This window comes from Brevibacterium sp. 'Marine' (assembly GCF_012844365.1).
GTDB lineage: Bacteria > Actinomycetota > Actinomycetes > Actinomycetales > Brevibacteriaceae > Brevibacterium.
On the sequence record NZ_CP051626.1, the window covers coordinates 3,856,105 to 3,868,992 of the forward strand.

Consider the following 12,888-nt stretch of genomic DNA (forward strand, 5'->3'; position numbering starts at 1 on the left):
CGTCTGCTGAACGCCGAGCCCCGTGGGCTGGAGGCTGTGCGCGCGGTCTACTTGCCGCGGGAGCCTGCGGCGTCGAAGCGCACGCGGACTACTTCTTGCGTGGCCCGGCAGAAGCTTTCGGCTTGGCACTCCCGCCGGCCTTCGCAACAGTGTCTTTGGAACCGCGGCCACCGGCCACTCGACCGGCCGAACCGCCGCGGCCACCAGCCGAACCGCCCGAAGCCCCACCAGCATCCCGCGGCGCCGACGACGTCCACCAGTGCCGCAGGTAGGCGCTGACCTTCGCGAACGAACGGTCGCGGATGAAGATCGCATCGACGGCGATCATCGTCAGCGAGAACCACGGCAGGCCCATGAGCAGCGCGATGCCCAAATGGAAGGACAGGATGCCCAGCAGCGCGATGATGCGGGTGTAGCGGTTGAAGAGCATGAACGGGAAGGCGCACTGGAAGAGGATCGATCCCCACGAGATCGCCACGACCATCGGCCCCCACGCCGTCATCAGGTCCGACAGCACCGGCCACGTGCCGAACTGCTGAGTGTGCAGCGGGTTGTACACGGCGAAACCGTGCTGCCAGGCTTCACCTCCGGCCTTGTACAGACCACCCGACATGTAGATCGCACACACTTGGAAGGCGAGCACGACGATCGCCAGATTGTTGGCCATGATGAGCGCCCAGCGCCACTGACCGCCGTCGTTGTCCGGGAACTCCGGGTTCCGCGCCCGCCGCCTGGCATCGAGGGACCACCGGCGGGTCGTATCGGCGAAGAGCAGAGCGATCATGAACATCCGATAGGCATTGTCGCCCTGATCCCCCGCCCCGTCGTTGAGCTCGATGAAGCTCACCCACAGCACGAGGTAGATCGGCAGGACGATGCGCGTGCGCCAGCCGAGGATGATGACGATCGCCAGCAGCGCGAGTCCGATCATCATCGCGGTGAACAGCGGCGGCACAGTCACCGCCCGATGGAAGAGGGAGAACAGCCAGATGTTCGGGAAGTCGCTCTTCGGTTCGGCGATCTCGCCGTTCCAGGCTGATCCCACACCGAAGGCGTAGTGCCGGGCGCTGAAGTTCGTGAGGATGAGGCCGAGCCCGGTGAGGCCGATGAGGATCCGCGTCACCGCCAGCCCGTAGGTCGCGTGGTAGCGGCCGGTGAGCATCTCCTCGAGCCAGTTCCACCCCTGCGCGAGCTTCGTCCGCACGAGGGTCGTCACCGGGACGAGCCCGAATTCGGGTGCGGGGTCCTGCGCCGAGGCGGTCGTGCCGGTCCGCTGGTCCGTGACCTGGGCGTCACGATCGTCCCTGCGGGTCGTGTTGTCACTGTTCACCGACGCACCTCACTTCGTCCGAGGCGCAGAAGTACTTCGTGAATTCCTCCTGGGACTGATGGTCTTCGACGACGAGGGCGCGCCAGCCCACGGGCACGGGCTGGATGTTCGGACGTTTCGCGCCTTTGTCGTTGCGGTCGGCGAAAGGCACGACGTTCTGACGGGCGGCCTGGTATTGGACGCGCTGGACATCGTCGCCCCAGATGGCCTTCGCCACCTGTGTCGCATAGGCCGTGGCCAGGTGTTCGCTCTCCAGGTAGGCCGGGATCGCGTTCTCCGGGTCGTCGTACTCCTTCAGCTTCGTCTCCAGACGGTCGACGGAGTCATCGCCCTTGAAGTAGTCGAGTTTGACGATCGCCTTCTGGTCGTCGGGCAGATCCTCCCACGAGCCCTTGATGTCCGAGGCCACTCCGATGCCCAGTCCCGCCGACCGCGGCGGGAAGAGCTTGTAGGTGGAGTGGTCGAGTTCGACGTCGGTGGCCCGCACCCACTGAGTGATCTCTTCGCCGCTGTCGGTTGTGATCACCGCGCGCACATCGAAGTAGTAGTCTCCGTTGATCGGTTCGGGGGCGAACACGCTCCACGACTGTCCCCACAGCGGGATCATGTATTTGGAGAGCAGATCACCGGGAATCACCTCCCGCATCGTCGACGCAGGGGCGATCCACAGGAAGCTGGCGAAGATATGGAACCCCGTGATCGCCATCGCGATGACCATCAGGGTCCGTTTCACCGCCGAACGTCGCCGAGGTGTGACCTCGGTCGGCTCATTGTCCATCTCGGTTCCGGAATTCTCTTGGGGTTACGACTGTCGTCACTGCAGGTGCCGCGCCTCGTTGGTCGTTTCGCAGTTCCCTCGGTGACAACGCACAGTCAATAGCGTACTTCAGCTGTGGCGCTGCCCGCCCGGGTGCCGGCAGAATCATTCGCGGTCATCAGACGCACGATGACCCATCATCCGCGACCACCGCACGCACGATGACCCACCAGTCGCGGTCGCAGGCACGGCCGCCTCGCAGGACGGCAGCCGGCCCACGTCAGCCGGACCACGGCGGACGGCCCACGTCAGAGCGCCGCAGCCTATTCGCCGGCCCGCAGCCACGCCTTGACCGCTTCGGTGGAATCGCCGAGCATCGGCGGGGCCAGTTCGTAGCTGGGCGGGGTCTCGGACAGCCGAATCGGGTTGCGGACCGTGGGGATGACGCGATCTCCCTGACCCGCCTCGGCGACGGGTTCGAGTCCCAGCGACGATGCCAGGTCCACGCCCTGAGCGATCGAGTTGATCGGTGCACAGGGCAGCCCCGCCTCGGTGAGGATGTCGAACCATTCCTGATTCGTCTTCTCACTCAGCGCGGCGATGAGCTCGGGTTCGAGGTCATCGCGGTTGACGTTGCGGTCGGCGAAGTTCGCGAACCGCTCATCATGAGCCCATTCGGGGTGCCCGAGCACCTCGGCGAGCCGGGCGAACTGTTTGTCGTTGCCGCACGCGATGATGATCTGCCCCTCGGCCGTGGGCATCGGCTGGTACGGGTAGAGGCTCGGATGCTTGTTGCCCATCGCCTGCGGAACCACACCGCCGGCCACATACGCCGAGGTCTGGTTCGCCAGACCTGACAGCGCCGAGGACAGCAGATTCGTCTCCACCAGCTGACCGACCCCGGTGTCCTTGCGGTGATTGAGCGCACCGAGGATGCCCACGGCCGTGTGCAGCCCCGTGATCACGTCGACGACGGCGACACCGGCCTTGACCGGGCCCGATTCCTCCGAGCCTGTGACCGACATGAATCCGGACAAGCCCTGGATGAGCAGATCGTAGCCGGGCTGCGGGTTGTCGCGGCCGAAACCCGTCACCGAGGCGTAGACGATTCCGGGATTGACCGCGCTGACCGTGTCATAGTCGAGGCCGTACTTCGCCAGACCCCCGGCCTTGAAGTTCTCCACGAGCACGTCCGCGCGCGCGGCCAGCTGCTGCGCGAAGGCGAGATCGTCCTCGTCCTTGAAATCGAGGACGACGGAGTGCTTGTTCCGGTTCGCCGTGAGGAAATACGTCGCATCGTCCCCTCGCCGAGGCGGCGCCCAGTGACGGGTATCGTCCCCGGTCTTCCCCTCCACCTTGATGACCGTGGCGCCCAGGTCCGCAAGCATCATCGTCGCGTAGGGGCCGGCGAGGACTCGCGAGAAGTCGGCCACGACGGTTCCGGCCAGCGGCCCCGTCCCCTGCCGACCGAATGCTGCGTCTGCGTCCGCTGCTGACAACTGATGCCTCCCTTGGCACGTTCGACTTGTCTGTTCTCCGCCTGACTATACGGAATCGACATGGCTGCCCCGGACTGTGGGTTGCGCGAGAGCGGAAACGAGCCGAGAGCCGGGCGGGTCGACAACGAAATCCGTCGACCGCCTCGGCGAGATTCTGGCTACACTCGGGCTCAGTGACCGGCCAAGCGAAGGGACGAACGATGACGTTGCACATGCCGGCGGAGACCGCCGCCCAGGATCGAGTCTGGATGGCGTTCCCGTCGTCGGGCTACGCCCTCGGCGATACGGAAGCAGAGGCCGAGGCCGCACGCGCCACCTGGGCGGCCGTCGCCCGCGCCACCAGCGAATTCACCCCTGTCACGGTCGTGGTGACCAGGGCACAGACCGATCATGCCAAGCGCCACCTCGGCGAGGGGATCACCCATGGGATCACGATCGTCAACGCCGACCTCGACGATGCGTGGATGCGCGATATCGGGCCGAGCTTCGTCATCGACGATGCGGGCACGCTGCGCGCGGTGGACTGGGTGTTCAACGGGTGGGGTGCGCAGGAATGGGCTAGCTGGGATCACGACGAGCACATCGGGAAATTCGTCGCGGACCTCGCCGGGACTCCCGTGGTGTCCTCGGATCTGCGCAACGAAGGCGGCGGAATCCACGTCGACGGTGCGGGCACCGTGCTCGCCACGCGCAGCGTCCAACTCGATCCCGGGCGCAACCCGGGGCTGACGGAGGCCGATGTGGAGGCCGAATTCGCGCGGACGATCGGGGCGAAGAAGGTCATCTGGCTCGACCGCGGACTCCACCGGGACAACCAGACCTTCGGCACCCGAGGACACGTCGACATCGTCGCCGCGATGCCCAGCCCAGGCGTCGTGCTCGTCCACGATCAGCGCAATCCCGAGCATCCGGACTACGAATTCAGTCGCGGACTCAAGGAGCAGTTCGCGGCCGAGACCACGGCCGACGGCACACCGTTCGAGGTCGTGCCGATCCCGGCTCCCGAGGTGCTGCGCGACGAGGAGGGATGGGTCGACTACTCGTACGTCAATCATCTCGTCACCAACGGCGGGGTCATCGCGTGCACTTTCGATGATCCGATGGACACCGAGGCGGCTGCCGTGCTCGAACGCGTCTACCCGGTCAGGAAGGTCGTCGGGGTCGATGCTCGCGAACTCTTCGCCCGCGGCGGCGGAATCCACTGCATCACTCAGCAGCAGCCGAGTCTCGGCTGAGCCGGACAGGGCACAATCGCAATCACCGCGTGCCGGCCCGACTCCCGCTGACGCAGCGTGCAGGCCCGGTGGCCGTGGGGAATCCGCTTTGGCGGCGCAATCCATACCCGTACGGGCCCCACTCGGTATAAGGTGGTTCCAGAGGGCACAGTGCCCGTGCGCGGCCACATCGTTGCCCGGACCTGTGTCGCACAGCAGAGCCGAATACGGTGACGTCGAGTTGCGAAGAGGAGCAAGACCATGAAGAAGAGATTGATTCTCCTGGCCGGTCTCGGAGTCGGATTCATCCTGGGATCACGCACCGGGCGCCAGAGCTACGAACGGCTGAAGGCCCAGGCTCAGGAACTGTGGACCGACCCGCGCGTCCAGGACACCGTGGAAAAAGCCAACCAGTCGATCCGCGAGAAGTCGCCGGCCGTCGCCGATGCCGTGCAGACCGCGGCCGACAAGGTCAATGCCGCCGCAGCCACGAATACTCCGGTCTCCGAATTCGACGGTGACGAGGATTCGGCCGGCACGAAGGCATCGGGCGGTGCCGCCAAGCACTCGCCGTCACCGAAGGCCAAGGACACGATTGCCGATCCCGAGCGTCACCTCGACGACGAAGGCCCGGCCGGAGTCGCCGACGACGACTGAGAGGCGCCCGACTGGCTGAGTCAGTCGGCAACAGCCCAGAAAAAGGTGAACAGCCCATGTTGGAAACTGGGCTGTTCACCTTTTTCTGTGCCGTTCGCGGATTCCACCCGCGTCCACCAGCGCGTCCACCCGCGTCCATTAGCTGCCGCGGCAGGCCGCCCTTCGGCGTCTACAGCAGTGAGCTCGTCAGGCGGGCCACGTTCTCCACATACTTCTTCAGCAGCGGTCGCGCCTCCCATTCCTCGGCATTGAGTTCGACCGAATTCGGCGCGTAGCGTTCGGCTTCGAGGTCATACATGCGCTGCGTGAATTCCTTGTTGACGATGAAGAGGGTGACCTCGAGGTTCATCGCGAATGACCGTTCATCCATATTCGACGAACCGATGATCGAGACGTCGTCGTCGATGATGAGGAACTTCGAGTGCAGCACCGTCGGAGCGTGGTACATGAAGATCCGCACCCCGGCCCGCACCAGCTCGTCATAGTAGGACTGCTGCGCCTTGTGGGTCAGCCAATGGTCGCTCGTCTCACCGACGTACAGGCGCACATCGACCCCGGATCTGGCCTCCGTCGTCAGCGCGTGCAGCAGCGATTCGTCGGGCACGAAATACGGTGAGCAGACGACGACCCGGTGATTCGCGTTGTAGATGAGGTGGTTGAACAGGCGCAGATTGTTCTCGTCTTCGAACCCCGGACCCGACGGCACGATCTGAGCCTGGATGCCGCCGAACTCGGGGGCCTCGAGTTCGAAGCTGTCGGGTTCGTCGAGGATCTCATCGGTCTCCGAATACCAGTCTGCGATGAACACGGCATCGAGCTCTTCGACGACCGGCCCCCGGCATTCCACCGACAGGTCCTTCCACTGGAAGCCCTTCCGACGGTTGCGGGCCTTGTTGTACGTGCGGTCGATGATGTTCTGCGAACCGGTGAACGCGACCTGCCCGTCGACGACGAGGATCTTGCGGTGATTGCGCAGGTCGGGCCTCTGGTATTCGCCCTTCCACGGTCGGATCGGCAGGGCCCGGCGCCAGCTGACGCCCGAGCCGTCGAGCTTCTTCACCAGTTCCGAATACCCCGGGTAGCCCAGCGAACCCACATGATCGATCAGGATCCGCACACTCACTCCGCGCCGGTGCGCGTTCAACAGCGATTCGAGCAGCCGCCTCGTCGTGTCATCGATGGCGACGATGTAGAACTCGAAGTGGACGAATCGCTGTGCTCGGTCGACGGCGTCGGCCATCGCCTCCATGCAGGCATGGTTGTCGACGTGGAGGTCGAAGGAGTTGCCGTGCGTCATCGGCAGAGCACCGAGGTCGAAGTTGAGCTGCGCCGCGGTGCGCAGCGGCTCGGGCATATGGTCGCTGCGCCCGACGATCGCCTGGTAGCGGATCTGATCGCGGAAGAGATCGTTCATCTTCGACTGTTTGTCCCGCCGTCGCTTCGGCAGCTTCGCCGAACCCAGCAGCAGGAACGCCGCGATGCCCACATAGGGGATGAGGAAGATCGCGAGCAGCCAGCCGAGCGCGACCGACGGCCTGCGGTTGTGCGGAATCCAGCCGAGCGCGATGATGCGGATGATCAGGTCGATCAACAGCAGGATGATGATCAGCCAGTTCGGCCACGCCTGGTCGATCGTGAAGAACGGATAGATCCCGAAACTGCTCATATAGTGCCCGTTCAGCTCCGCCCTGTTCGTCACAGCTTGGGTTTTCGGCCTCCGCTGGAGGATGTCAGATTGTCCCCCATCGTATCCTGCCCGCCCCGGGCCCACCCGGCCCACCCCGCCGTCGGCCGTCTGACCGATCCCGGGCATACTGGACGGTGACATCAATTGCTGAGAGCGAAGGTGCTGAACGTGATTCGAGACATCAACCCCGAGGGTTCCGACCGTTCGGATACCGCCGACAGCGCGAGCCGCGGTCCCGATATCGCCGACGCCGAGGCGGTCCCCATCAAACCCGCCGTCAGCGTGCTCATGCTCCGCGACGGGGACGAAGGACTCGAGGTGTTCGTCCAGCACCGGGTGTCGACGATGGATTTCGCCGCCGGCGTCGTCGTCTTCCCCGGCGGTCGCGTCGACCCCATCGATCACACGATCGCACCGACCATCACCGTCCCCGATCCCCAGGTGCACACCTCCGCATGGTCGGCATCGACCATCGCCGAGGATGCCGAGGGGTGGCGCGTACTGCTGGCCACCGCTGTGCGCGAGGTCGAAGAGGAGACGGGCGCGGTCCTCGACCCGGCCGGACTCAGACCGTGGGCGAACTGGGTGACTCCGGTTGGTCGGCCCAGGCGCTTCGACACGTACTTCTATACGATCGCGGCTCCCGAGCTCGCCGCCGCCCAGCATCAGACGACGGAGGCACACACGAGCGAGTGGCGCTCCGTGACCGGGATCCTCACCGATGAGGGGGCCGGACGGCTGAAGCTCATGCGTCCGACGTTCGTGCTCCTGCGTGAACTCGCGGGGTTCTCCACCGTCGCCGAGGTGGTTGCCGCCGAGAGGATCATCGACCCCGTCCGCCCGGAGTTCCCCTCCAACCGCGGTTCCTGAGTTCGGCTCTTCGCCCGAGTCCTGCTGCCCGCGTCTGAGTCCCGCATCCCGCAGCTCTCAGCAGGACGCGGGAGTTCCCGACATCATGCCTTCGCGCGAGCCTTCATCGCGGCCAGGCGAGCGGCAACGACCTGCTTCTGCTCGTCGGTGCCCAGCAGTTCGGCCAGCGCTTCCTGTTCGGCATCGAGTCCGGTGCTGAGGTCGGAGTCATAGGACAGGTCGACGAGACGCTTCGCCCACACCAGCGCCGACCGAGACTGGCCGGCGATCTGCCCGGCCAGCTCGAGAGCACGAGCCAGAGGGTCCTCGACGACCTCGTCGACGAGGCCGATGCGCAGAGCCTCCTCGGCACCGATCGTGTCGGCGGTGATGATGAGCTTCTTCGCCTGAGCCGGTCCGACGAGGCGCGGCAGCAACTGGGTGCCGCACATATCGGGGATGATGCCCCAGTTGAGTTCCATGAGCGAGAGCTTCGCATCGGGCCCGGCCACGCGCATGTCCGCGCCCAGGGCGATCTGCAGTCCACCGCCGAGCGCCGGTCCGCGCACCGCCGCGATGACCGGAACCTCGACGAGCGACCACACGTGCACGGCCTTCTGTGCCAGCGCCCGGGCCGACCCGAGTCGCTGCCCGAGATCGACGGCGGTGGCCACCGAGTCCGACTCCCCGCCGCCGGCGGCCGCTTCCCCGGCGGCCGCTTCCCCGGCGGCCGCTTCCCCGGCGGCCGCTTCCTCAGCGGATGAGCGGGTCGCGGCTCCCGCCTCGGCGATCCGGGCGAGCTCGGTGAAGTCGAGGCCGGCGCTGAAGGCACGACCGCGACCGGACAGGACCACGGCCTTGACCTCGCTCGAACCCGTAAGCGCCAGCCCCGCCTCGACGAGGTCTTCGAAGACCGCGCGGGTGAGCGAATTGAGTGTGTCGGCACGGTCGATCTCGACGTGGGCGACGCCGTCGGTGATCGCATAGACGACGGTCGAGTTGGTGGTCTCGGACATGGAGGAACCTTTCGAAGACGTGACCGGCGCGACAGCAGCCGGCGGAGGCGGAACACGCTGCGACCGCAGGCTCCGCGGTACCGGCCCCGGCGACGCTGAACGAGCGATCAGCTGCGTTTCCTGAACCCTATCGGAGCTCCCGTCAACGTCAAGACCAACACGGCGATCAGCGACGCCGCGCACATGCCCACGACCCCGGGCCAGGCGAAGTCGGAGAAGAGGACCGCAGACAGCCAAGCTCCGAGGCTCGTGCCCAGGTAGTAGACGGTGAGGTAGATGGCCGCGGATCGGGTCGAGTCGACCCCCGGCCGAGCCGCGCTGGCTGCCGCGGAGGCACCCGTATGGCCGAGGAAGAATCCGGCGGTGAGCAGCGACATGCCGATGACGATCACCACAAGCGAATCGACGAGCGTGAGTCCCGCGCCGACGAGCGCGATGACCATTCCGGCCAAGGTGATCCGGGCGCGCGGGTACTGCGTGGCCAGGCGGCCGTAGTACGTGGTGACGACGGTGCCGACGAGGTAGATGAGGAAGAACAGGGCGACCGCACCCTCGCTCAGATGCCACGGATCCTGCTGCAGGCGGGTGCCGAGCATCGTGAACGATCCGCCGAAGACGATCATGCACAGGAACCCGGTGAGATAGATCCGCCACAGTCCCCCGCGCAGCGGAATCGCTCGCCGAGGCGGCCGTGCACTCCCGGCCCCACCGTCGTCGGCGGCGTTGCCGGCAGAGCGGGAACCGTCGTCGACGGTGGAAGCATCGGCGGTGTCACCTGCGGTGACAGCGCCGGGGTCGACCGCCTCGGTGAAGGTGGGATCCGCATCGGACGGATCGGCATCGTCCGTGTCGAGGACGGCGCGGCTGCGGGCGGTGGAGAAGAGGTCGTGGCGCAGCAGCCAGACGACGATGAGGCCGAAGACCAGCGACACGACCGCGGTGAACGCGAGTCCGCCGTGCCAGCCGAGGAGCTCGGAGGCCAGCCCGGTGAGCAGCCTCGAGCACAGTCCGCCGATCGTGTTGCCGGCGATGTAGACCCCGATCGCCCCGGGCAGCGCGGCCGGCGGCAGGCGCAGGGACAGGTAGGCCATGGCCGTGGCCGGCACCGAGGCGATCGCCAGTCCCTGGAGGAACCGGACGGCGATGAGCAGCTCCGGGGTCGGGGTGAAGGGAAGGACGAGCGCGAGGATCGCCGCAACGATCACTCCCGCACCGATCTGGCGAGCGTGGCCGATGCGCGGGGCGAGCATCGAGAACGGGATGAGGAAGCAGGCCATGGCCACATTCGTCGCGGACACGGTCAGGCTCGCCGTCGGACCGTCGATTCCGTAGGCGTCTCGGATCGCCGGCAGCAGCCCTTGAGTCTCGTAGAGGACGAGGAAGACGGCGATTCCCGCGAGGAATACTGCAGCGACGGTTCGCCGAGTGCTCGTCGGACTCGGCTCACCTGTGCTCATGAGTCCAACGCTATGCCTCCGAGAAGCACCCGCTCAAACGATTCCGAGTCCCGGACCGTGTGAGTCCGGACAGCGCGGGTGTCTGTGGGCGCTCGCTGCCGGTGCTCCCGCACGATCGCACGGCACCGCGGATTCGACGGCGCGGCGGATGTGGAGGATAACCCCATCGCCGAGGCGGCCCGACGTTTCATAGGCTGAAACCAGAAGTTCGACGAGCAGTGAATGGACGTGCCAGCGATGACGGCGACCAGCGAGATTCCCGCACTCAGCGCAGACCCCGCAAACCGCCCTGCCGCGCCCTCCCCCGGTGTCCCCACCTCGTCCCTGGAATCGCTCGCGCCGACCGACGGTCGGCACACGGACGTTCCCGGCAACCGCTCCTTCGTCATCACCTGGTTGTTGTCGATGCTCTTCGGCGTCCTCGGTCTTGACCGGTTCTACACCGGCAGGTACCTCACGGGCGCGCTCAAGCTGCTCAGCCTCGGCGGGTTGGGGATCTGGTGGATCATCGATCTCGGCATCGTTCTGGCCGGCGGTCTGCGCTGTGGGAGAGCTCCGCTGCGCGGCTACGCTCAGGACAAGGAGATCGCGTGGATCGCCACCGGCTTCACCCTCATCGTCGCCTATTCGATGCAGGTCGACGAGCTGGTCACGGCGCTGCTGAGCGGTCTGGTCGCAGGCGGCTGAGCTCCCTGTTCTGACGCATTTCCCACGCCTGTTCCGATGCGCTTCGCCGACTGTTCACAACCGTCTCAGGTCTGCCTTTCCTGAAATCTGCGTCTCCCGGGTCTAGGCTCGAAGTCAGAACAGTTCAAGGAGGCACAATGAAACGGCAATTCCCCATTGTCAGGATGGTCACCGGCGACTCGGCAGGCAAACAGATCGCGGGAGCGGCGGCGGCCGCCTCGGCGCTCGGGCTCGGCGCACTCGCCGCATGGGATCTCACGCAGAAGAAGCACTCGATCCTGCGCAACTATCCGATCGCCGGGCACGCCCGATTCCTGCTCGAGTCGATCCGGCCGGAGATCCAGCAGTACTTCATCGAACGCAACTGGGACGGTCGCCCATTCAGCCGCGACACTCGCACCACCATCTACGAACGGGCCAAGGGCACCCACTCCGAGCACGCGTTCGGCACCCAGCGCGATGTCGACCGTGCCGGCTACGAGTCGCTCATGCACTCGAATATGCCGATCCCCAATCCGCCGCGGCCGCCGCGAGTGCGCATCGGCGGTGACGACTGCACTCGGCCCTACGACATCTCGCTGCTCAATGTCTCGGCAATGAGCTTCGGCTCGCTGAGCAACAACGCCATTCGAGCCCTGAACAAAGGCGCGGCACTGGGCGGATTCGCCCACGACACCGGTGAGGGATCGATCTCGCCGTATCACCGCGAAAACGGCGGCGACCTCATCTGGGAACTCGGCACCGGATACTTCGGCGCCCGCACCCCGGAAGGAGAATTCTCCCCCGAGATCTTCGCCGAGAAGGCTCGGGACCCGCAGGTGAAGATGGTCTCGCTCAAACTCTCTCAGGGAGCGAAGCCGGGCATCGGCGGGGTGCTGCCCGGGGCCAAGGTGACCGAGGAGATCGCGCAGATCCGCGGCATCCCCGTCGGCCAGACGTGCATCAGCCCGCCCGGACACACGGTGTTCTCGACCCCGATCGAGCTGCTCGAGTTCATCCGACAGATGCGTGAGCTCTCCGGCGGCAAGCCCGCCGGTTTCAAACTGTGCATCGGTTCGCGCACGGAGTTCCTCTCGATCGTCAAGGCCATGGTGGAGACGAACATCCTGCCGGACTTCATCATCGTCGACGGTTCCGAAGGCGGCACCGGTGCGGCACCGCTGGAGTTCGAGGACAATGTCGGTCTGCCGCTGACCCAGGGGCTGATGATCGTGCACAACGCGCTCGTCGGCGCGGGGTTGCGGAAGAAGATCAGGGTCGGCGCCTCGGGCAAGATCGCCACCGGCACCGATATCGTCAAACGCCTCATCCAGGGTGCGGACTTCACGAATTCGGCCCGCGCGATGATGATGGCCGTCGGCTGCATCCAGGCCCAGGCCTGCCACACAGGCAAGTGTCCCGTCGGCGTCGCCACTCAGGATCCGCGGCGAGCCCGCGCCATCGACGTGCCCACCAAGGCCGAACGCGTGCGCAACTATCACGACGGAGTCGTCGCCGAGGCGGTCCGGCTCATGGCGTCGATGGGTGCGGCCGCACCGGATGAGCTCGAACCGACGATGCTGCGTCGCAATGTCTCGGCCTCCGAGTCCTGGTCCTATGCCCGCCTCTACGACTGGCTGAAGCCCGGCGAACTCCTCGACGACACCCCCTCGGAGTGGGCCGACGACTGGTCCACGGCTCGCGCCGACACGTTCTCGATCCCCCGCGGACACAGCCGCTGATCCGCCGAGACGGT

At 66.1% G+C, this 12,888-nt stretch carries 11 protein-coding genes; 5 read left to right on the plus strand and 6 right to left on the minus strand.

Annotated elements, in window-relative coordinates:
* Nucleotides 1–88: 88 nt before the first annotated feature.
* The 3 genes from HF684_RS17270 to HF684_RS17280 form a co-directional block, all read right to left on the minus strand.
* Nucleotides 89–1,330, minus strand: coding sequence for an HTTM domain-containing protein (locus HF684_RS17270; RefSeq protein ID WP_248279014.1), 1,242 nt, complete (start codon nt 1,328–1,330; stop codon nt 89–91).
* Nucleotides 1,320–2,108, minus strand: coding sequence for a DUF5819 family protein (locus tag HF684_RS17275; RefSeq protein ID WP_169253488.1), 789 nt, complete (start codon nt 2,106–2,108; stop codon nt 1,320–1,322). Before HF684_RS17275 ends, HF684_RS17270 begins: the two co-directional genes overlap by 11 nt.
* 302 nt (nt 2,109–2,410) lie before the next feature.
* Nucleotides 2,411–3,586: a CoA transferase gene (locus HF684_RS17280; protein ID WP_169253489.1), complete on the minus strand. Its 1,176-nt coding sequence runs from the start codon at nt 3,584–3,586 to the stop codon at nt 2,411–2,413.
* 200 nt (nt 3,587–3,786) lie between these two features.
* On the opposite strand from HF684_RS17280, the gene HF684_RS17285 reads away from it, so the two are divergent.
* Both HF684_RS17285 and HF684_RS17290 read left to right on the plus strand, forming a co-directional pair.
* Entirely contained in the window at nt 3,787–4,821 is a 1,035-nt protein-coding gene (locus HF684_RS17285; RefSeq protein ID WP_169253490.1) for an agmatine deiminase family protein, read from the plus strand.
* A gap of 240 nt (nt 4,822–5,061) precedes the next feature.
* Nucleotides 5,062–5,457, plus strand: coding sequence for a YtxH domain-containing protein (locus HF684_RS17290; RefSeq protein WP_169253491.1), 396 nt, complete (start codon nt 5,062–5,064; stop codon nt 5,455–5,457).
* 169 nt (nt 5,458–5,626) lie between these two features.
* Here HF684_RS17290 and cls read toward each other — a convergent pair whose 3' ends face one another.
* Entirely contained in the window at nt 5,627–7,123 is a 1,497-nt protein-coding gene (cls, locus tag HF684_RS17295) for a cardiolipin synthase (RefSeq protein WP_169253492.1), read from the minus strand.
* 189 nt (nt 7,124–7,312) lie between these two features.
* Between cls and HF684_RS17300 the strand changes: the two genes are divergently transcribed.
* Nucleotides 7,313–8,014: an NUDIX domain-containing protein gene (locus HF684_RS17300; protein ID WP_169253493.1), complete on the plus strand. Its 702-nt coding sequence runs from the start codon at nt 7,313–7,315 to the stop codon at nt 8,012–8,014.
* An 83-nt stretch (nt 8,015–8,097) separates the two neighbouring features.
* Here the strand turns inward: HF684_RS17300 and HF684_RS17305 are convergent, their stop codons facing one another.
* Both HF684_RS17305 and HF684_RS17310 read right to left on the minus strand, forming a co-directional pair.
* Nucleotides 8,098–9,009 (minus strand): enoyl-CoA hydratase-related protein, encoded by a 912-nt coding sequence (locus tag HF684_RS17305; protein WP_169253494.1) that lies wholly within the window; start codon nt 9,007–9,009, stop codon nt 8,098–8,100.
* A 107-nt stretch (nt 9,010–9,116) separates the two neighbouring features.
* The gene (locus HF684_RS17310; protein ID WP_169253495.1) at nt 9,117–10,466 is read right to left on the minus strand and encodes an MFS transporter; all 1,350 of its coding nucleotides are present in this window, start codon (nt 10,464–10,466) and stop codon (nt 9,117–9,119) included.
* Between the two features lie 237 nt (nt 10,467–10,703).
* Here HF684_RS17310 and HF684_RS17315 point away from each other — a divergent pair, with 237 nt between their 5' ends.
* Both HF684_RS17315 and HF684_RS17320 read left to right on the plus strand, forming a co-directional pair.
* Entirely contained in the window at nt 10,704–11,153 is a 450-nt protein-coding gene (locus HF684_RS17315; protein ID WP_169253496.1) for a TM2 domain-containing protein, read from the plus strand.
* A 137-nt stretch (nt 11,154–11,290) separates the two neighbouring features.
* Nucleotides 11,291–12,874 (plus strand): FMN-binding glutamate synthase family protein, encoded by a 1,584-nt coding sequence (locus tag HF684_RS17320; RefSeq protein WP_169253497.1) that lies wholly within the window; start codon nt 11,291–11,293, stop codon nt 12,872–12,874.
* Nucleotides 12,875–12,888: the final 14 nt, after the last annotated feature.